This is a genomic window from Luteibacter aegosomatis, assembly GCF_023078455.1.
Classification (GTDB): domain Bacteria; phylum Pseudomonadota; class Gammaproteobacteria; order Xanthomonadales; family Rhodanobacteraceae; genus Luteibacter; species Luteibacter aegosomatis.
This window is the reverse complement of sequence record NZ_CP095740.1, coordinates 1,292,364-1,312,077: the sequence shown is the minus strand read 5'-3', so window position 1 is coordinate 1,312,077 and position 19,714 is coordinate 1,292,364. Positions and strand designations below refer to the sequence as shown.

Below are 19,714 nucleotides of genomic sequence, written 5' to 3'. Positions count from 1 at the left end.
GGATACTCGCCACCAACGACTCGGGTGTGCTCGCCGTCATGGCTCGACGAAGAACACGTAAGCAGATGGCGATGGCAACGAACCGGCGAACCCGTCGCACCGGCGCAGGCCGGTGCTCATGGCGAGGCGCTCGGCAAACACTGGGCGCTCCCTGAAGGCTCGGCTTCGCCCTCGCACCTAAGCAATCCCTTTGATTGAAAGGCTGCCGTCGCTGTACTTCACATTTGTCGATAGTGCAGCAACCGTCTCATAACCACTACTTTATACTTTATTTCCATGCCTAACCTTCGGCCTAAAGCCGATCCACGCAAACACGATAATGACCGCCACCACAGCAGAGTTTATTGGCAATAAAGCAAACAGCGCCTCCCCACTCGAATGCGACCCATCTCCGTTAAATAAACGAAGAAAGTCGAATATCGGAAAACCGATTACATAATCAGCCATTTTAACCCATGAGCTGCAAGTAGCAGATGCCCCACATCCAATAGCCTGAAAAATCCAGTACAAAGAAAGCCCCAAGTGCACAAAGAAAACAACAAAAAACAGGATCGCGAATTTCCGTTTACTGCTCATGCTTTCACCAATAGTCCTGTTTGAAGGTATCCGGGTTCCAGTGCGACGGATATAGCCCCTTGCTCTTCACATTGTTCCAGTCCACGTGACTTCCGCTGGGATCAAGTATGTCATTTGGTATCGAAGGAAGCAGGTGAGGCTTGTACACGGGAACACTTCCCGCTTCGAGGGTGTCATAGACGAAATCAGCGCAATTATTCCGTGCTGCGCTGTACGGATCGTGTAGCCGCGAATCAGCCCAAGATCGCATTGCTATATCAGCTGACGATGACGTACTAAACAATGTTCCGCTCGTATACCGGAGGCCGTTGGCACTTCCAAAAAAATCATCAAGCGTACCGTACGAAGCTTTCGTATCTTCCTGAACCCCATTTACTATGCCTTCCTTGACGTAGTAATCCCACCCAGTCTGGTCGTTACCGATCAGAAGCCCCGTGTGGCCTGCTCTTTTCCCCAAGATGTCGACTGCATTGTTGTCAACGACTACAGCCACATCTAGTCCAGTCGGATCGAACCATTTCAAAGGAGAGCTTTTGGCATAGCTATACGTGCTACTTCCGGCTACCAAACCAATTGGGTCGCTCTGGAGATATCGGCCTGTCGCCGCATCGAAGCTACGGTTGAGGTTGTATTTCAGTCCTGCCTCCCCATCAGCGTACTGGCCCGGCAGCCGAAGGTTCAGGACGTAACCCGTGCTCGAAACCGGGCGGTTCTCACCAAATGGGTTGGTCGCATACGGCCAGTTCCAGACGACAACTCCCGTCGATGACGTGACGGCACGAGGTGAGCCCAGTCCATCCGCCGTGATGAAGCCAAGCGATGCCTCATCGGCCACGGCCAGTGGGACGCCAGCAACAGCAATGTACTCACGTCGCGTTGACCCTGATGCCTCGGAAACCAGCTGGCTCACCTGATCGTAGACAAAACGAGTCGTCATCGAGCCGTGGCTCTTGGATACCCGCTCATTCATGGCGTTGTAGACGTAGGTACCCACGGTCGTGCCGTTCTGCGTGACCGCAGTCATTCGGTTTCGACCGTTGTAGGTGTAGCCCCAAATCGTTCCGGCCATCGAGCTTCCGGTCGTATTGCCGTTGAGATCATAGGTTAGGGTCGCCGTACCCACGCTGGCCAGCCAGTGCGTGCCGGCTTGGTAGGTGTAGCTGCCCGTGTAAGAACCCGGCGCCGTCTTGCTCAACCGATCTCCGGTCGCGTTGTATGAATAAGCCTCGATCGCCGTTCCCGCAGCATCATTGACAGCCGTCAGCCGATAAAGCGGGTCATACAGGTAACTGGCCGTACCGCCATTGGACTCACTCACCCCGGTGATGTTGCCCATCTCGTCGAGCGAGAAATGCAGTTCCAGCGCCGGGGAGACGATGTCGGTGACCCGGTAATTGGCATCGTACGTCCGGGTGACGATCTGTCCGTTACCGAGGGTGTATGACTGGATTGGGCCGAAGGGGAGCCAGGTGATGCTGCTGGCGACCGCCTGACTCGCGCCGCCGACCGGAGTGATGCTGACGCCGCTCACCTGTCCCAGCGCATCGTGCGCATAGGACACCACCGCTCCGCCCGGCCGGGTCTCCGTGGCGACGCGATCGCCAAGGGTATAGGTGTAAGCCACCGTATCCGTGATAGCGCCTTGCGTCTGGCGCTTCTCGATGACGTTGCCTCGCGCGTCGTAGCAGTAGGTGGTGGTCACCGCCGTCTCGACCACCCGCGTGAGGTGACCGACCGGTGCCGATGCCGCGCAGCCCGTGATCGAGTTGGCTTCGTCGTAGTGATAGGCCACGTTGAGGGTGGCGTCCGCATAGCTCGCGGAGATCACCCTGTTCAATGCGTCATAGGCATAGGTCGTGACCGTGCCCTTGGCATCGGTCTTCGTGAGCCGGTTGCCTGCCGCGTCCACCGTGAATGTCGTGGTACCGGTATCTGGACTGTGGATACCCGTCAGGTCGCCCAGGCCGTTATGGTCGTAGACGGTGTTCAGGCCGGACGGATCGCTGATGCCGGCCACGTTGTCGCTGGCGTCCAGCACCGAGACGGTCTGAGCATTGGCCGTCCCCGTGTTCGTACCGTTGTAGTCGTCGATGGTGGTGACCAGACGACTCAGGGCGTCGTAGCCGTTCTTCTTTTGTACGCCCTTGGCATCCGAGATGTGCTGCGGGTTGCCTTCGGCGTCGTAGCCGTCGGTGGCGTCGAACGACAGGACCGTACGATTCAGGGCATCGCGCACCGAAAGCAGTTGACCCAGGCTATTGAAGGAACGCGATACCGACTTGCGGACGGCACCGGAAGCATCGAGGAATTCTTCCTTCGTGCGATTACCACCGGCGTCGAGGGTGTACCGGATGCGGTTGCCTGCTCCATCCGTGACACCGACGAGGCGACGAGCGTCATCGTACTGGAAGGTCATCACCACGCCGTCGGCGTCCGTCGTGCTGACGAGATCGCCGACGTCGTTGTACCCGAACAGGCGGGTCGCATCACCGGCGGAGGGCGTTCCATCGGCCGAGGACCTCACCGTCTGGGACAGCACACGGCCGAGCGCATCGTACGTGGCGTCATGGATGACGCCATTGGCGTCGCTGAAGCGGGTGACGCGGCCATCCGCGTCATAACGCAGCATCGTGACCTTGTGGCCCAATGCATCCGTGGTCTGGTAAAGGTCGCCCTTCTTATGGCACGCGCCCGAGCTTGCGCAGCCGGAATCGTCGGGCGTCATGTAATAAGCGTACGTGGTGACGTCCTGTACGTCGGTGCGCGCGCCATCTTCGGACTTCCGCAGGCCGACAAGGGGACAGGCGGTGGAGTCGACGGCCTCACAGTAGGTATCCACCACGCGGCGCACGCCCGCCGGTGCCGTGCCGCTGGCGGCGCACGCATAGCTCGCCGACGAAGGATCGGCCACGCAAGAGGCCACGGTCTGGCCTCGCGTGTTGTAGAGCCACGACTGCTTGCGGACCAGTGCACCCGATGCGTCCAGCAAGGACCGGGTGGTGGGCAGATGCAGCGTGGCGTCCCACGTCGTCTGCGTCGTGCGCTGGGCCGACGTACCGGAGGCTTCCGTGCGCGACGTCTCGTTGAAGCCACTGTCGTAGCCGATGGTCGTTGTACTGCCGTTGACTCTCGTGGCAGTGTCCGGATAGCCGGAGGCGTTGTAGTGGAACGTGGAGTTGCCCGCCGGGCAGCCGACGGCCGGTTCGCCATCGATGGAGACCGGACGCTTGGCGCCATGGCTGATTTCGTATTGGTAGGTCACCTTGTTGCCGAGCGGACCGGTGACCTCCACCGTGTTCGGACCGGTATAGTTGAACGAGGTGAGGCCCGCCGAGTCGGGCTGCGTGGCGACGAGCGCCCTGCCCTGATCGTCATACGTCCATGAACCGAACTTGACGCCGGACTCGTTGAATTCCGAGGTCAGCCAGTGCGGACTCCGCGCGTCCTCGTAGGCATACGTGCGGGTCTTCGACAGGTTGGGGCCGCTGTAGGCTACCGACGTGAGCATGCCGTCGGTGTTATAGCTGTAGGTGACGGAATAGGCACCCGCAGTCATCGACTTGACGTTATGGTTGGCGTCTTCGATGAAGGTCAACACACGACCTCTCGCGCCCGTCACGGTCACGAGCGTGTCACCCGATGTGCCGGAAGGCGTGTAGGTCAGGGTTCGCTTTAAGCCGTCAGGGGTCTGCTCGCCACTGAGCCGCCCCTGATAGTCGAAGGTCAGAATCGTGTTGTCTTCCGATGTGTAAGTCCATTGGCTGTACTGGGTCGACAATCGTTCCTTGTGGCCTTCCGGAATGGAAGGCTGACCATTGACCATCGGATAGGCGGTGCCTTTTCCGTCGTCGAAGGTAACGACCGTGGTGATCGGATCGGAAAGAAGACGGGCCGAGTAGCTGTGACGCCACTTACCGTCTGTACTGTTGTAATAGCGGCGGAAGGCAAGTTCGCCGTCGCCACCGACGTAATCCGTCGTCTCTTCGTAAACGTTACCGCTAGGCGTGTTGACCGGATCGCCGCGACACGTCATCACCACACCCGGCGCGGGATTCGAGGGATCGCCCATCTCGTTCTGGTCTTGATCTTCGTCGGGAGCCTGGCATTTGCCGATGTTGGGATTGAATGTTGCGCCTTGTTTGCAGTTCAACTCCTGGCGCGCGACGCCTCCGCCCATCACAGGTCCGCCTTGCTCGGGCGCGAAGAAAATTTCGACGGGACACAGTGCGCTCTTTGCGTTTGGCGCCCGACTATCCACATAGTCCTGGGTGGGCTGCAATGGTCCAACGGGCACTTTCACCGCCTGAGACCAAGGAATCAAGTAACCGTCGTAATATGCCTGGCACGCGGCATCCGCCGTAGGATACTGACCGTCAACTGCACCATTGGGAACGATCCAGAAGGCGTCCTCGCTATCTTCCGCGCATGCGCAAAAAGGAAGAAAAAGCAAGAGAAGAAAAAAAACACTTCATTTATTGCCCCTGAAGCTGAAACTATCGATGAAAATGCGCCCCATCCCGAAGCACATTGCCTCGAGAATGCAAAGCAAAAGATGCCATGATGTCCGGCGCGCAATGTTGCTACGTCACGCAGGAAATTGCCTATACAAAATTGGCAAATTAAACGCGGAAACATTTATCCACGCATAGCAGAAAGATGAATTACTTGGGCTTCGACCTCCATATCGTCTACGCAACGAGGTTTGTTCTAGGCCTTATCCCATTGAATGCATGAGTGCGATCGCATGGCGCATTGCGTACCCATAGCCGTGAGCAAACCGATAGCCCCAACGGCTAGCATCAATCGGCAACGGTCGAAGATTTCGCTGTCGCAAATCATCTCGGTCAAACCCTAGGCGTATTGCAACCACTCGGTCGCGTCGTTGAGCAGTTCGTCGGTGGTGACGTCGGGCAGGAGGCCAAAGCTTCCGTTACGATCCCCCAGAGTTCTTTACGTTCATCCATTACGTTCTTCTTGAGAAAGGTTGTGTCTTACCTAGTCATCCTCTCGCCCTCTACCCGTCATTCCCGCCGAGACAGGAATCCGGCGTCTTGCACCTCACGCCATCGACGGGCGGAAGACGCTGGGCCCCTGCCTTCGCAGGGGCGACGTGTGGGAATGGGTGGCTCACGGTTTAAGCGGGTGCTGTCGAGGTGCGGCACGCTCTCTCGTCGTCGTTTGAAGCCGGGGCGCCGAGGCGAGGCGCCACCCTCGTCGCTAAGTCCTCGTCCGCCATCGCTCTCTCCGGAGGCACTCCGAGGACAGCAGCCGACGGCTCCTCCGATCACTGAGGCGCCTTGTCCGGGAGCGCCGCGCTACTCACCACCCACCCCTCAAGTCGTCCCTGCGAAAGCAGGGACCCGGCGCCTTGCATCCGGACAAGCGACAAGGCGTCATCGGCTCGCCCGCACGTTGCAGCCAACGGGATAGCCACGACAGACGAGCCACATAAGCTCATAGGCTCGTTCCATGTCGACGGGACTTGGTCACCTATACCTTGTCCCACTGCATGCGCGCATGAGCCTGCATAGCGCATTGCATCCCCATGTCGGTCAGCACGCCAACCGCGCCCATGGCGAGCATCAGGCGACGACGATCGAGAATCTCCGAGTCACCGACCATCTCGCTCAGCAGTTCAGTGAGACCCTTGGCGTACTGCAACCACTCGGTCGCGTCGTTGAGCAGTTCGTCGGTAGTGGCGTCGGGCATGATGCCATAGCTTCCGTTGCCGAGCATCCAGGGTTCTTTGCGTTCATCCATTGCGTATTCCTTGAGAAAAAAAGCGTGTCTTACCCAGTCATCCGCACGCCCTCCTACCCGTCTTTCCTGCGAAGGCAGGAATCCAGTGTCTTGCGCCTCACGCCGTCGACGAGCGAAAGACGCTGGGCTCCTGCCTTCGCAGGAGCGACGTAAGGGGACGCTGTCGAGGTGCGGCACGCCGTGTCACGGACGTGCCGCGGGCGGAGCCATCGCTCGAAGACGATGAGTCTCGACGGCCTGCCCGTGTCCGGACGCCGAATGTTTGGGTTGGGAAGTGGGGTGCGGCGTCAGCCGGATTCAGGCCGAGCGCTGACGCGCCGGGTCGTACGGCTGAGAAAAGTCGCAGTGAACACGGCGGACGCCGCGGTTCGTCAACCGCGTCTGGTAGGTGGCCAGAAAGTCCGGTAACCGTCGAGCGTGCTGCCGCGGGGAAGCGGCGGGCGTTTGAATCGCGTACTATTTCGCATAGCCAAGTCAACTTTATCGGAGTTGATAAGGTCAGCAGGGCAGACGGTGTTCCACCACCTCTGCCCTGCGCTCTTCACCGCTTCGAGCGATGGTTGCCTGCGACACCGTGTGAGTAGCAGCGCGGGCAACGAGGGGAACCCTATCAAATCGATGGCGGGTTGTCTGTAGGGATGCGTGCTGGCGAGAGATGTTCTTCGTTGCCGATGGTGTTGGGGATACTGTGGCTCGGTGACGTTGAGTCGCCGACAAGGCAGCTCCCACAAGAAATAAATCGACAGCCTGCTTTTATGGGAGCCGCTTCGGCGGCGATAGCCAGGATGCCGCAAGTCCCATCGCCGATACGATCGGCTCCCACCCCTTCGGTAGCGACTTCATCGAATCCCCGTTAGGGGCTATCGAGAAGTGATTCATTTGTGTCGACTACAGCGAGAAGCGGCTTTCGACTACATCCGTGCACTCGTCCCGCTGGTCGAATATCGGCCCGATCGAGAGCAAGGAAGCATGTAGTGAAACCGGATAAACCATTCGCGGCCCTGGCCGCGACGCTCACATGGATATGGTTCACGGTGGCCAGGGAGGAAGCTGCAAAGGACAGCAATTCTTCGACAGGCGTAGTCATCATTTGCGCCATAGCGTGGTTGCTTTCCCAGGCGGCGGCTTGGAAATACCGGAATGCTCCTGAACGCGTCCGGGAAAACTTCGCCTGTCCGCTATGCGGAACGATCCCACCCGCTCAGGAGCGAAAAGACGACGAAACAAAACAATCAAAAGCTTGCGATGCTCCCCAGGAAGCCTTTCGAACGAAGCGCGCCGCCTGGAAACAAATCGCTGAACGGGTGATGATCGCCTTGGCCGTCTTCGCCGCGCTGTTCTCCCTCGCCGTGACCATCCTCGCGGCGCAGGAGTGGTTGCCAGATTTATCCCTGCCCTGGGCTCTAGCCGTGCCGCATCGCGTCTGGATTTTTCTACTGGGTATCGCCCCGGTCTTCTCTGTGCTGTCGAAAAGTCGAATTGCCAAAGCGCTTAGCTTTATTTATGCCAATGTTGCGATCGACATGATGATGCTTGGATGGGTTCTGCCAGAATGAGGCCTACCAAGAGGCGGGAGCGGATCGTGTCCGCGAACCCTCGCTGTGACTAGAGCGAAAGAGGCCAAGCGATGACCTTGCGGGCGGTTGACTGCTCGCATGATCACCGCATGGCCTCTTTCGTGAGTAGGATGCGATGAGGGTTCGCGGACAGGGTCCGCTCCCACCCCTTCGGTAGACAGGCGTGGTTACGCGGGGTCGGCCACGGGTTCGACCGGCAAGGGCGCGGGGCGCTGCGCATTGCGGCGCATCAGTGTTTCGAAACGGATCGCCTTGTTGCCGTTGGAGTTGGCCATGCGGCCGCGGAAGATCGGTACGTCTTCGGCGAAGACCGTGGTGAGGTCGGGCATGTTGATGGGAATCACGTCGCCCTTGCGCAGATGCAGGAAGTCGCCGATGGTCAGGCGCGCTTCGGCGAGCATGGACGTGATTTCCACCTCGGCATCGAGGATTTCCTCGTGCAGGTTCTGGATCCAGCGCTCGTCGCGCTCGGCGCGATCGCTCTGCACGCCCGCGTCGAGCAGTTCGCGGATCGGTTCCACCATGGAGTACGGCAGCGTGAGGTGCACTTCGCCGCCGCCGCCGTCGAGCTCGATATGGAAGCGCGATACCACCACGGTTTCCGTGGGACTCACGATGTTGGCGAACTGCGGGTTGATCTCCGAGTTGAGGAAATCGAACTGCATCTTCAGCACCGGCGCCCAGGCCTCGGCCATGGCGCCGAAGGCTTCCTGGAGCACGATCTGGATCACCCGGTTTTCGGTGGGCGTGAAATCGCGACCCTCGATGCGCGCGTGGTAGCGGCCGTCGCCGCCGAAGAAGTTGTCGATGACGGTGAACACCAGGCGCGGCTCGAACACCATCAGCGCCGTGCCGCGCAGCGGCTTGATGCGGATGAGGTTAAGGTTGCTCGGCACGGCCAGCGAGTGCACGTACTCGTTGAACTTGGTCATCTTCACGCCCAGCACCGACACTTCGCACGACTTGCGCAGCACGTTGAACAGGTTGGCGCGGAAGTAGCGCGCGAAACGGTCGTTGACCATTTCCAGCGTGGGCAGGCGGCCGCGGACGATGCGGTCCTGCTGGGTGAAGTCGTAGTCGAGGATCGACCCGGGCGGCAACGGCTCGTCGATTTCGGTCTCGACCGAACCGCCTTCCACGCCCGCCAGCAGGGCGTCGATTTCTTCCTGGGTGAGGATGTCGCTCATCGCCCCTGGCTCACTGCATGATGAAGCTGGTGAAGAAGACCGCATCCACGCCCGGGCGGCCGATCTTGCCCTTCAGGATGCGCTGTACCTCCGCCAGGGCCGACGCCTGCAGCTTCTGCTTGCCCTTCACGTCGGACAACGTCTTCACGTCCTGCGCCGAAAACAGCATGAGCAGCGCGTTGCGGATTTCCGGATCGGCCTCGCGCACGGCGGCGATGGCTTCCGGGTCGTGCGACATGACGTTGACGCCGATCTGGAGGAAACGCAGCGCGGTGTCGTCCTGGAAATTCACGACGAAGGCCGGGTCCATCTGCAGGTACAACGCCGGCTTGGCTTTCTCGGCCTCGGCCGCGCTTTCGGCGCCCTTGCCATGGCCACCCTTCAACATGACGAACGCGCCCGCGCCACCGGCCGCCAGCACGACGATGGCGCCGATGATCAGGAGCTTCGCCTTGCCCTTCTTCTTGGGCGCGGGAGCGGCGTCGTCGGCGTTCTTGGGTGCAGCGGCCATGCGGGGAAAACCTCTTCGTTACGGATGCCGGTATTAAAGCAAGCGGCATGCCATGCATGCAGCGATAATTTTTTGACGCGCGCCGACGACTCGTCGCGATGGGGCGGCCGATCAGGCGACTTCGTCGAGCAGCCCGCGCGACACGCGCGACGTCGCCGCCACCGGCGCGCCGGACACCGAATCGTCACCACCCTGCGACTGTCCCTGCGCGGAGCCGCCGCCTTCGCCACCCTGCCCCGCCTGGCGCTGGCCGACGTTCGCCTGGCCCAGTTCGAGGCCGTGATGCGCGAGCATGCTGTCGAGCTGCGACAGCGTCTGCTGCACGGCGTGCACCGCGGCCGGATGCTGCGCCATGATGGCGACGTTGACCTTGCCACCGTCGAGGTTCACGCGCACGTCCATCGTGCCCAGCTCTTCGGGATGCAGCTTGATCTGCGCTTCCTTGAGCTGGCCGGCGCCCATCCAGGCGATCTGTTCGCCCAGCTCCTGCGCGAACTGCGGTGAGGCGGCCGGATGCGTGGCCTGCAGCTGAGGCACCGCGACGACGTTCGGCGCGGGGTTGTGCAGCATGGGCATGGGCGACGCCTGCAACGGATCGGTCGCCGAGCGCGCATCGCTCTTGTCGGGCGTGGCGTCGGTAGCCTGGGTGGCAAGCAACGAGGCAAAGACGGAAGCGGCCGCGGCGGCATCCGGCGTCGTCGCGACGGCAGCGTTCGCACCCGTACCGAGCGGATCCACCAGCCCATCCTTGATACCCGCCGCGGCCGACGCGACGTCGGCGCCGAGCGGCGGCAAACCACCCAGGCCCAGGGCCGTCGCCGTGCTGTCCGCGGCGTCGCCGACGGCATCGGCGGGCACCGTCGGCGCGGCCGGCTGCGCCTTGGGCGGCACGCCGATCAGCGCCAGCATCGCGGCGGCGATGGAGGTGTCGCCGCCGTCGGCCTTGTCGTCCTTGCCGGAGCCGTCGTCGTCCTTCGCGGTGTCGTCGTCGGGGGTGGCCGAGGCCTTGGCCTGCGTGGGCGTCGAGGCGTCATGGTCGGGACTATTGGCCTGGGTCGTGTCCTGCGACGTGGCCGGCTTGGGCTTCGGCGGCGGCGCGGGCGCCGCGTTCGGCTTGCCCGCGTCGACGTGCGCTGCCGCCATGGCGGCATCGAAACCGCGACCGGCCGACGTACCGTCATTCGACGGGGCGGCGGGCGCCTGGCCCATCGAAGGCGACGGCGCGGCGACGTTGAGGACGAGCGAGGCGTTGTTCATCGGGGAAATTCCTGGCGGTACGTGGGACCGGCGCACGGGGCGTCAGTCCGCATTCCTGGGGGTGCGGCGGTACTGGGAACGCTCGTCGGCCTGTTCCTGCTCACGGCGGTCCTGCGACTTGCGTTCCTGATCGCGGTATTTCGTGGTGACCGAATCCAGCGCCTTCGCGCGGCCGCGCGCATCGCTCCACGCCACGCGCGCGCCGTCGAGCGCGCGCTCGCGGCGCTGCACCTCGCCCAGCTGCTGCACGATGGCCATGTCGATCTTCTGCAGGAACTGCTGGCGGTTGAGCAACGCGGCGACGCCGATGCCCGCGGGCATCTCGGCGTATTCGTTGCGGTACCGGCGAAGCTCGGAGAGCTGGTGTTCCGCGTCGGCCAGGGCGCGCTGGTGCGTGGCGAGCGCGCGGGTGGCGTCCTCGGCCTTTTCGGCGGCGAGGTCCACCACCGGTTGCAGGCGGTCGGCGCGCGAAGGCATCAGTCGGTCCTCGTGGTGGCGGCGAGGCCGGCGATGGCCTCGTCGATGGTCACGGGCTCGTCGGTTTCCTGCTGGAGGAAGGCCGACAGTTTCGGATACAGGGCAATGGCCTCGTCCGTGCGAGGGTCGCTGCCGCGCTGGTAAGCGCCCACGGCGATCAGGTCGCGCTGCTGGCGATAGGCCGAATACACCTGGCGGAAGCGCTGCGCCGAACGCATGTGTTCCTTGCTCACCACCGCCGGCATCACGCGGCTGATCGATGCCTCGATGTCGATGGCGGGGTAATGACCCGCTTCGGCCATGTCGCGCGAGAGCACGATGTGGCCGTCGAGGATGGCGCGCGCCGAATCGGCGATGGGGTCGTGGCGGTAATCGTCGCCTTCGGTGAGCACGGTATAGAACGCGGTGATCGAACCGCGCCCCTCGGCATCGTTGCCCGCGCGCTCGACCAGGGCCGGCAGCATCGCGAACACCGACGGCGGGTAGCCCTTGGTCGCGGGCGGCTCGCCGATCGCCAGGGCGATTTCGCGTTGCGCCTGGGCGTAACGCGTGAGCGAGTCCATGAGCAGCAGCACGCGCTTGCCCTCGTCGCGGAAATGCTCGGCCACGGCCGTAGCCACCTGCGCGCCACGCAGGCGCGACAGCGGAGGTGCGTCGGCCGGGGCGGCGACCACCACGGCGCGACGGCGTCCTTCCTCGCCCAGCGTGTGGTCGACGAACTCCTTCACTTCGCGGCCGCGCTCGCCGATCAGGCCCACCACCACCACGTCGGCGTTGGTGAAGCGCGTCATCATGCCCATGAGCGTGGATTTACCGACGCCCGAACCGGCGAACAGGCCGATACGCTGGCCACGGCCCACGGTGAGCAGCGAATTGATCGCGCGCACGCCCGTGTCCAGCGGCGTGTCGATCGGCTGGCGCATCATCGGGTTGATCGGATCGCGACGCAGCGGCGCACGATCGCGCGCCAGCAAGGGCCCCTGCCCGTCCAGCGGCACGCCGTCCGGACCGATCACGCGGCCCAGCAGCGAGTCGCCCACGGGGACGCCCGATACCGCGGCTACGGGGGTCACCCGCGCATTCGGCAACACGCCATGCATCTCGCCGGTGGGCATGAGCAGCAGGCGGCCGTCGGAAAAGCCGACCACCTCCGTTTCCAGTTGCTTGCCGTCGGCGGCGGCGACCATGCAGCGCGCACCCACGGGCGCCTCGCAACCGACGGCCTCCAGCGTGAGCCCGACCACGCGGCGCAGCTTGCCCTCGGCCTGCAACGGGCGTACGCGGGCGGCGTTGGCCGCCTGCGCCGACAGCGCCTCGCGCCAATGCGCGTTGCGAGCGGCGAGGTGCGATTCGGCATTCACGGCGCGTCGTCCGCGACGGGTTCGTCGCCTTCGACCGGCGATACGAGCACGCTGTCGACCACGGCGGCAAGGCGCGTGCGCACGCGCGCGTCGAGGCGGGAGTGTTCGCTTTCCAGCCGCACGTCGCCACGCTCGAGCGCCGCGTCGTCGATCACCGTGCCTTCGTGATCGAGCGACGAGCGATGCTCGCGCACGATGGCGGCATCGGCGGGATGCAGATGGATCTTCAGGTGGCGCGTGGCGGCGGGCAAGGCATCCACGGCCTGGCGCACCACCTCGACGATCTTCTCCGGGCGCGTGGCGATCTCGTAGCCCAGTACCCGCTCGGCGATCACCGTCGCCAGCGCGGCGAGATCGGCCGCCACCTCGTGGTCCAGGTCGGCGAAGGGCCGTTGCATGGCCTCGATGAGCGCGTCGATGCGCGCGACCTGGGCGGTGAGCTCGCGCTTGGCCATGGCCCGGCCTTCGGCGAGCCCGGCGTTGAAACCCTCTTCGCGGGCCTGGCGTTCGATGGCCTCGATCTCGGCCACGGTCGGACGCTGGGGGCCCTGGTCTTCCTGCTCGTCGTCGGCGGGCTGCGGCTCCGCGGCGCCCACCACGGGCAGCTCCCAGCGCTCGAAGCGTTCGACGCGTTCGCGGGAAAGGATGGACGTGAGGCTCATCAGACGAACTCGTCGCCGCCGCCGGCGAGGTTGATCTGGCCGGCGTCAGCCAGGCGGCGCGCGGTGGCCAGCACTTCCTTCTGCGCCGCATCCACTTCGGACAGGCGGACCGGCCCCTTCACCTCGAGGTCGTCGCGCAGCATGTCGGCGGCACGCTTGGACATGTTGGCGAAGATCTTCTCGCGAATGGCCGCATCGGCGCCCTTGAGCGCGGTGATGAGGCGCGCCGACGGCACTTCGCGCAGCAGCGTCTGCATGCTGCGGTCGTCGATCTCGGCGAGGTCGTCGAATACGAACATGAGTTCTTCGATGCGCTCGCCCAGGGCGGAGTCGATGCCGCGGATCGTGCTCATCAACTCGGCCTCCTTCGCGGTCTCCATGGCGTTGAGGATGTTCGCCGCGGCCTTGAGGCCGCCGACGGTGGCCGACTTCAGCTTGTTGGAATTGCCGGAGAACTGGCGCTCCATGATTTCGTCCAGCTCGTTGAGCGCATGCGGCTGCACGCCGTCGAGCGTCGCCACGCGCATCACCACGTCGCTGCGCGTGCGCGCCGGCAGGTAGCCGATCACTTCGGCGGCCTGGTCGGGTTCGAGGTGCGCCAGCACCAGCGCGATGATCTGCGGATGCTCCTGGCCCACCATCTCGGCGATGGCGCGGCTCTCCATCCACTTGAGCGATTCCAGGCCCTTGCTGCTGCGGCCCAGGAGGATGCGGTCGATGAGGCCGCCGGCCTTGTTCTCGCCCAGCGCGTTGACCAGGATGCGGCGGATGTACTCCTCGGTGCCCACGCCGATGGCGGTGTGCTGGCCGGCGTCTTCCTGCAACTGCGTGAGCACCAGCTCCACCTGCTCACGCGAGACGCTTTTCAGCGCCGCCATCGCCGTACCGACGGCCTGCACCTCACGCGCGCCGAGGTGCTTGAGGATGGAGGCCGCGTCGTCTTCGCCCAGCGTGAGCAGCAGCACGGCGGCTTTCTGCGCGCCGGTGAGGGCTTCTTTCATGTCAGTCGCCATCGGCGCCCACCCAGCTCTTCACGACCTGCGCGATCTGTTTCGGGTTTTCGGCGGCCATGCGCTTGGCGAGGCCCACCTTCTGTTCGTACGCGAGCAACTGCGGCGAGCCGATCTGCGGCTGCGCGGTGGCGGTGACGCGGTCGGGCGTCATGTCGTCGTCATCCACCATCACCGACACGGTGGGCATCGGACCGGCCAGCGCGACATTGTTCATCGCGATCGGTGCCGGCTTCAACAGGCCCTTGAGCATCGGACGCAACACGAAGAAGCCGACCACCAGGGCCACCATCACGCCCAGGCCCTGCTTGATGAGGTCGAGCATGCCCGGACGCTCCCAGAACGGCGTGCCCGTGGGCTCGACGTCGGCCACCGCGCCGCGGAAGGGCTCGTTGATGACGCTGACGCTGTCGCCGCGCGAGGCGCTGAAGCCCACGGCGTTCTTGGTGAGGTCGGTGAGGCGGGTGAGCTCTTCCGGGGTGAAGGGCACGCTGCTCGGCTTGCCGTCCTTGCCCATCACCTGCTTGTTGTCGACCACCACGGCCACGGTGAGTCGCGCGACCTTGCCGGCCGGATCGGTCACGTGGCTGACGGTGCGATCGAGCTCGTAATTGCGCGTGGCGCTCTGCGAATTCTGCGTCGGGGTCTGCGCGGTCTGCTGCGTGGCGGCCTGCGTACCCGGCTTGGCCGCGTTGGCGTTGCCCGGATTCGCCGCAGTGGCGTTGCCGCCCGTGTTCGGCGGCTGGTTGCTCAGCGCGCCGGGCACGCCGCCCTGGTTGGCCGCGTCGGTGCGCGTTTCGCTGCTGGTCTGCTCGCTGCGCAGCGCGGGGTTGTCATGGTTGAAGGTTTCGCTCGCCTTCTCGGTCTGCGAGAAATCGAGGTCGGCGAATACCTGCGCGCGTACCTTGCCCGCACCCACCAGTGGCGTGAGCAGGTCTTCCACGCGCTGCGTGTACGTGGCCTCGATGCGATTGGAAAGACGCATGCGGCTGTCGCCGATGGCCATCGCGCTATCCGGATCGCTCACGGTCAGCAGGTTGCCCGTCTGGTCGATGACGGATACCTGGCGCGTATCCAGGCCCGGCACGCTGGCGGCCACCAGGTGCACGATGGCGGCCACCTGGCCCTGGTCGAGCTGGCGGCCCGGATACAGCGTGACCACCACCGACGCGCTGGCCGGCTTGTTGTCGCGGATGAAGGCCGACGGCTTGGGCATCGCCAGGTGCACGCGCGCGGCGCGCACCGACTGCAGGCCGGCGATGGTGGAGGAAAGATCGTTTTCCAGCATCGACTGGTAGCGGGCGCGCTCGGCCATGTCGCTCATGCCGAACGGCGAATCGGAAGCCGGAATGGTGTTGGCGGCGTTGCCCTGCGGCAGGCCCTGGCCGGCCAGCTTCAGGCGCACGCCGGCGACGTCGGCGGCGGGCACGAAGATCGAGCTGCCGTCGGCGCTGAGCGTATAGGGCGTGTTGGCGCTTTGCAGGGCCTGGGTGACGGCGGCGGCGTCCTTCTGCTCGAGGCCGCCGTAGAGCAGGCCGTAGTTCGGCGCGCGCGACCACATCACGGCGGCGATGCCGATGGCGACCGCGGCGGCGATGCCGGCCAGCATGAACAACTGTCGTGCCGCGGGCGTCTGCGCGAGGGACTTCAGCGAGTCCATGCGCGTTGCCGTGCCGCTTTCCGTGGTAGCTACGCCGTTATCGGCCATGGTTCGGGCTCAATCGATTCGTGGGGTCGATCAGATCGACATGTTCATGATGTCTTTGTACGCATCGACGAACTTGTTGCGTACTTCGGTCATGGCGCGAAAGCCGAGATCGGCTCGCTGGCCCTGGATCATCACCTGAGCGAGATCGACCTGCGGGTCGCCGCGCTCGAACGCGCTGGAGAGTTTCTCCGCCTTGTCCTGCGCTTTGGCCACGCCGTCGATGGATTGCTTCAGCACGTCGCCGAAGCTGCCCTTGCCGACCGGCGTCGTTTCGTTGCCCAGGCCGCCGACGCCGCGGATCGCGGGCATCTCGGTCTGCGCGCTGATGCGGCGCATCTGGGACAGGAGGTTGTTGACGTCGATCGTGCTCATGACGGTTTTCCAACGCGGTATCGGACTTATGTCACTCGATGCACGAGGTGTGCCAACCGGGAAGGTCTTCGCGAATCCGTTCGCCGATACGATCGGCTCCCACCCCATCGGCGGAAGCGTGACTACCGAAGGGGTGGGAGCGGACCGTGTCCGCGAATCCTACAAAGCATCAACCCGCCTGCGCCGCCTCGGACAAGCCGTACTTACGCAGCTTCTCCACCAGCGTCGTCCGCTGCACGCGCAGCAGCTTGGCCGCGTGGGCCACCACGCCGTTGGCCGAATCCAGCGCCTGGCGGATCAGCCCGATCTCGATGCCGGCGAGGTGATCCTTCAGGTCGAGGCCGCCCTGCGGCAGCACCGAGGGATCGCCGTCGTTGGCACCGAGGGCCGTGAAGCTCTCGGTCACTTCCGGCTCGGCTTCCATCATCGCGATGAGGGCCGCACCGGACACCTCTTCCAGCGGCACGGCGCCGCGGTATTTTTCCGGCAGGTCGGCGGCACGCACTTCGCCGTGCGGCATGAGGATGGCCATGCGCTCGACGAGGTTCGACAGTTCACGCACGTTGCCCGGCCAACCGTGGCGGCAAAGGGCGTTCATCGCGCCGGGCGAGAAGCGTACCGACGACAGGCCGCGCTGGACCAGGCGCTGGTTGAATTCGCCGATGAGCGCCGGCAGGTCTTCCAGGCGCTGGCGCAGCGGCGGCATCTCCAACGGAAACACCGACAGGCGGTAATAGAGGTCTTCGCGGAAGCCACCACGCTCGATGGCCTCCTCGAGATTGCGATGGGTGGCAGCGATGATGCGCACGTCGCAGCGCTGCGGACGGTTGCCGCCCACGCGCTCGAAGACGCGCTCCTGCAGTACGCGAAGCAGCTTTACCTGCATCGGCAGGCTCATGTCGCCGATCTCGTCGAGGAACAGCGTGCCGCCCTCGGCCAGTTCGAAACGTCCCTTGCGGGTGCTGATCGCACCGGTGAAGGCGCCTTTTTCATGGCCGAACAGTTCGCTTTCGAGCAGTTCCGCCGGGATCGCGCCGCAATTGATCGCCACGAAGGGCTTGTCGCGGCGCGGGGAGCATTCGTGGATGGTGCGGGCGACCATTTCCTTGCCGCTGCCGGACTCGCCGAGCACCAGCACGCTGGAATCGAAAGGCGCCACCTGGCGGATCAGGGCGTTGACCCGCTGCATCGGACCGGACTGGCCGACCATGCGCAGGCTCGCGGCCGGCGGCTGGATGCGTGACTGCAGGGCCCGCAGGGCTTCGGACAGGCGCTCGTAACGCAGGGGCACGTCCACCAGCTCGACGCTCTGGCTGCGCGAATCGTCGGAGATCAGCATGGCGGCCAGCGGCGAATCGGCGGCGACCAGCATCGGCAGGTCGCGCCCGCTGCGTCCGAGCAAGGCGACGTAGCTGTCGAGCTCCACCTCGTCTTCCGCGGTGCCGACGAAGATCCCGCGCCAACTCTCCGCCGCGTCCGCCGCCTGCAGGCCGCTGGCCAGCACGGGGCGGTATCCGAGGAAGGCCAGCACCGACATGATGCCGTCGGCACGGGCGCGGTCGGATTCGACGACGAGAAAGTTGGACGACTTCATAGAGAACCTCACCGGGAATGGGATCGAAGTCCACATCGACTTCACGGGGAGGTATCAATCAAGGAGCGTGCCAACGTCGGAATTCCGGCGCGCGACGACGTAAAAGCACGTCGCGCTTCACACTTGCGGAGCGTGACGGAAACCTTTTCGGCAGGTGGTGAAAACGTGAAGGCGCGCCCCGGTGTCAATCCTGACGACACGCGTCACGAATGTGACGCTGGGTGCCATGCGACGGGTTTACGTCATGTGACGTAAAAGGTCATAACGTGCCGGAAGCCTTGGTGGATCCCGCTTCGCAGGAGTCGCGGACAGGGTCCGCGACTCCTGCGAAGCGATGCGTCAACCGTCCAGGGAGTCCACCGGCCGGGCCTGTGCCCGGGCCTCGGCCACTTGCCGGCGATGCTGGCGGAACACCAGGCGCTCGATGCCATCGCGCACCGGCTCGCTGAGCCCGTCGAAGCCGATGAACCCGCGGCCGTCGGACGGCCCCGGCAGGCGCACGCCGGGCAGTTCCAGCGGCAGGGCCCGGCAGGCGTCGAAATGCAGGCGGAGCATCACGTGCTGGCCGGTCGGCGGCAGGCCGTCCCAGGGCAGCACGGCACCCATGGCGTTGAAGCGTACGGCGATGCGCGGCGGCAGGTTGGCCTGCGGCAGGAGCAATCGGTTGACGATTTCCATCAGCACGTTGAGCTTGGCGTCGAGCCGGGTGATTTCCTGGCTGAGGGCGCCATCGTCTTCGGCGGTCGTCTCGCTGCGCCGCTCCATGAGGGCCGACACGGCGACCAGCACGCTGGCATTGCGGTCGTTGACGAGGGCCAGCTCGCCCGCGTCGGGCCGTTCGCGCGCTTCGCACACGGCATGGAAACGAGCCTCCCATGCCACGCGATCGGAAAAAGCCGTCCAGCCTTCGTCGCTCATGGTGCCCTTCCCCGCCATCGGCTCGCTCAGAACGAACTATACGCGGCCACGGCGCGACGCACGCGGCGGGCCTGACCCAGCTCCCGGGCGGTTTCGTCGCGTGCGGCGGACGCCAGGTCGGTGATCAGCTTGTCGAGCAGCATGATCGACTTCAGCGTCTCGAGGGTCTCGGGGGACTGGCGCATCGTGCCCGTGTGCAGCACGGGATCGCGCTCGGCCTCGAGCGCGATCAGGTCGTCCCAGCGCGATTCGCTGGCCGCCTCGTGCATGGATTCGGTCAGTTCCAGCACCCGGCCCACGTCGCACCAGACGAGGTCGTTCATGCGCCGGCTCCAGGCACCTGGCGCGCCTCGACCGGAATGGCGACCCAGCTCTCGCGGATCTGGCCGAGCAGGCGGGAGACTTCGTCGAGGGCGTCGACATCGTTGCGCAGGTTGGCATGCAGGAGGCGCCGGCTCACGTAGTCGTAGAGGCTGTCGAGCTGCCCCACCAGGGGGGTATCGACGGCGGGGTTCAGCCCGCTTTGCAGGCCACCCACGATTTCGATGGCCTTGGAGATGGCCTCGCCCTTGCCCGCGACGTTGCCGCCGAGCATGCAGCCCCGCGCGAACCGGGTGCGCTCGAGCGCGCCGTCGAGCAGGAGGGTGACGAGGCCATGCGGGTCGGCCGTTTCCACGCCGCCCTGGGCATGGACCTGCTGGTAGGCGCCGACGCCGCGGGAGTAACCGTAAGACATGGGATGGG

General features: G+C 64.4%; 16 protein-coding genes. 1 reads left to right on the top strand and 15 read right to left on the bottom strand.

Annotated features, from left to right (window positions below):
• Positions 1 to 580: 580 nt before the first annotated feature.
• Positions 581 to 5,026, bottom strand: a complete 4,446-nt coding sequence (locus L2Y94_RS06055) for an RHS repeat-associated core domain-containing protein (RefSeq protein ID WP_247373755.1) — start codon at positions 5,024 to 5,026, stop codon at positions 581 to 583.
• Between the two features lie 1,040 nt (positions 5,027 to 6,066).
• Positions 6,067 to 6,336 (bottom strand): hypothetical protein, encoded by a 270-nt coding sequence (locus L2Y94_RS06050; RefSeq protein WP_247373753.1) that lies wholly within the window; start codon positions 6,334 to 6,336, stop codon positions 6,067 to 6,069.
• 974 nt (positions 6,337 to 7,310) lie between these two features.
• Here L2Y94_RS06050 and L2Y94_RS06045 point away from each other — a divergent pair.
• Positions 7,311 to 7,892: a hypothetical protein gene (locus tag L2Y94_RS06045; protein ID WP_247373751.1), complete on the top strand. Its 582-nt coding sequence runs from the start codon at positions 7,311 to 7,313 to the stop codon at positions 7,890 to 7,892.
• 188 nt (positions 7,893 to 8,080) lie between these two features.
• Here L2Y94_RS06045 and fliM read toward each other — a convergent pair whose 3' ends face one another.
• From fliM to fliS, 13 genes are all read right to left on the bottom strand, one after another.
• The gene (fliM, locus tag L2Y94_RS06040; protein WP_247373749.1) at positions 8,081 to 9,100 is read right to left on the bottom strand and encodes a flagellar motor switch protein FliM; all 1,020 of its coding nucleotides are present in this window, start codon (positions 9,098 to 9,100) and stop codon (positions 8,081 to 8,083) included.
• Positions 9,101 to 9,110: 10 nt separating this feature from the next.
• A complete protein-coding gene (locus tag L2Y94_RS06035) occupies positions 9,111 to 9,611 on the bottom strand; it encodes a flagellar basal body-associated FliL family protein (protein WP_247373747.1) in 501 nt (166 codons plus the stop codon).
• 111 nt (positions 9,612 to 9,722) lie between these two features.
• The gene (locus tag L2Y94_RS06030) at positions 9,723 to 10,868 is read right to left on the bottom strand and encodes a flagellar hook-length control protein FliK (protein WP_247373745.1); all 1,146 of its coding nucleotides are present in this window, start codon (positions 10,866 to 10,868) and stop codon (positions 9,723 to 9,725) included.
• Positions 10,869 to 10,910: 42 nt separating this feature from the next.
• On the bottom strand, positions 10,911 to 11,345 hold the full coding sequence (gene fliJ, locus L2Y94_RS06025) for a flagellar export protein FliJ (protein ID WP_247373743.1): 435 nt from the start codon (positions 11,343 to 11,345) through the stop codon (positions 10,911 to 10,913).
• Positions 11,345 to 12,706 (bottom strand): flagellar protein export ATPase FliI, encoded by a 1,362-nt coding sequence (gene fliI, locus L2Y94_RS06020; protein WP_283248522.1) that lies wholly within the window; start codon positions 12,704 to 12,706, stop codon positions 11,345 to 11,347. The genes fliJ and fliI overlap by 1 nt, the downstream gene beginning before the upstream one ends.
• The gene (locus tag L2Y94_RS06015) at positions 12,703 to 13,368 is read right to left on the bottom strand and encodes a flagellar assembly protein FliH (protein ID WP_247373741.1); all 666 of its coding nucleotides are present in this window, start codon (positions 13,366 to 13,368) and stop codon (positions 12,703 to 12,705) included. The genes fliI and L2Y94_RS06015 overlap by 4 nt, the downstream gene beginning before the upstream one ends.
• On the bottom strand, positions 13,368 to 14,369 hold the full coding sequence (gene fliG, locus L2Y94_RS06010) for a flagellar motor switch protein FliG (RefSeq protein WP_425602439.1): 1,002 nt from the start codon (positions 14,367 to 14,369) through the stop codon (positions 13,368 to 13,370). Before fliG ends, L2Y94_RS06015 begins: the two co-directional genes overlap by 1 nt.
• Position 14,370: 1 nt before the next feature.
• Entirely contained in the window at positions 14,371 to 16,038 is a 1,668-nt protein-coding gene (fliF, locus tag L2Y94_RS06005) for a flagellar basal-body MS-ring/collar protein FliF (RefSeq protein ID WP_345780017.1), read from the bottom strand.
• A gap of 78 nt (positions 16,039 to 16,116) precedes the next feature.
• On the bottom strand, positions 16,117 to 16,458 hold the full coding sequence (fliE, locus tag L2Y94_RS06000) for a flagellar hook-basal body complex protein FliE (RefSeq protein ID WP_144911386.1): 342 nt from the start codon (positions 16,456 to 16,458) through the stop codon (positions 16,117 to 16,119).
• Between the two features lie 169 nt (positions 16,459 to 16,627).
• On the bottom strand, positions 16,628 to 18,052 hold the full coding sequence (locus L2Y94_RS05995) for a sigma-54 dependent transcriptional regulator (protein WP_247373737.1): 1,425 nt from the start codon (positions 18,050 to 18,052) through the stop codon (positions 16,628 to 16,630).
• Positions 18,053 to 18,391: 339 nt separating this feature from the next.
• Positions 18,392 to 18,970 (bottom strand): PilZ domain-containing protein, encoded by a 579-nt coding sequence (locus L2Y94_RS05990; RefSeq protein WP_247373735.1) that lies wholly within the window; start codon positions 18,968 to 18,970, stop codon positions 18,392 to 18,394.
• A 26-nt stretch (positions 18,971 to 18,996) separates the two neighbouring features.
• On the bottom strand, positions 18,997 to 19,293 hold the full coding sequence (locus L2Y94_RS05985) for a flagellar protein FliT (protein WP_247373733.1): 297 nt from the start codon (positions 19,291 to 19,293) through the stop codon (positions 18,997 to 18,999).
• Positions 19,290 to 19,706 (bottom strand): flagellar export chaperone FliS, encoded by a 417-nt coding sequence (gene fliS / locus L2Y94_RS05980; protein WP_247373731.1) that lies wholly within the window; start codon positions 19,704 to 19,706, stop codon positions 19,290 to 19,292. The genes L2Y94_RS05985 and fliS overlap by 4 nt, the downstream gene beginning before the upstream one ends.
• Between the last annotated feature and the right edge of the window lie 8 nt (positions 19,707 to 19,714).

Excerpts from the sequence above, each read along its gene's own strand:
- L2Y94_RS06050 (WP_247373753.1), bottom strand. The coding sequence starts at position 6,336 with ATGGATGAACGCAAAGAACCCTGGATGCTCGGCAACGGAAGCTATGGC.
- fliM (WP_247373749.1), bottom strand. The coding sequence starts at position 9,100 with ATGAGCGACATCCTCACCCAGGAAGAAATCGACGCCCTGCTGGCGGGC.
- L2Y94_RS06035 (WP_247373747.1), bottom strand. The coding sequence starts at position 9,611 with ATGGCCGCTGCACCCAAGAACGCCGACGACGCCGCTCCCGCGCCCAAG.
- L2Y94_RS06030 (WP_247373745.1), bottom strand. The coding sequence starts at position 10,868 with ATGAACAACGCCTCGCTCGTCCTCAACGTCGCCGCGCCGTCGCCTTCG.
- fliJ (WP_247373743.1), bottom strand. The coding sequence starts at position 11,345 with ATGCCTTCGCGCGCCGACCGCCTGCAACCGGTGGTGGACCTCGCCGCC.
- L2Y94_RS06015 (WP_247373741.1), bottom strand. The coding sequence starts at position 13,368 with ATGAGCCTCACGTCCATCCTTTCCCGCGAACGCGTCGAACGCTTCGAG.
- fliG (WP_425602439.1), bottom strand. The coding sequence starts at position 14,369 with ATGAAAGAAGCCCTCACCGGCGCGCAGAAAGCCGCCGTGCTGCTGCTC.
- fliF (WP_345780017.1), bottom strand. The coding sequence starts at position 16,038 with ATGGACTCGCTGAAGTCCCTCGCGCAGACGCCCGCGGCACGACAGTTG.
- fliE (WP_144911386.1), bottom strand. The coding sequence starts at position 16,458 with ATGAGCACGATCGACGTCAACAACCTCCTGTCCCAGATGCGCCGCATC.
- L2Y94_RS05995 (WP_247373737.1), bottom strand. The coding sequence starts at position 18,052 with ATGAAGTCGTCCAACTTTCTCGTCGTCGAATCCGACCGCGCCCGTGCC.
- L2Y94_RS05990 (WP_247373735.1), bottom strand. The coding sequence starts at position 18,970 with ATGAGCGACGAAGGCTGGACGGCTTTTTCCGATCGCGTGGCATGGGAG.
- L2Y94_RS05985 (WP_247373733.1), bottom strand. The coding sequence starts at position 19,293 with ATGAACGACCTCGTCTGGTGCGACGTGGGCCGGGTGCTGGAACTGACC.
- fliS (WP_247373731.1), bottom strand. The coding sequence starts at position 19,706 with ATGTCTTACGGTTACTCCCGCGGCGTCGGCGCCTACCAGCAGGTCCAT.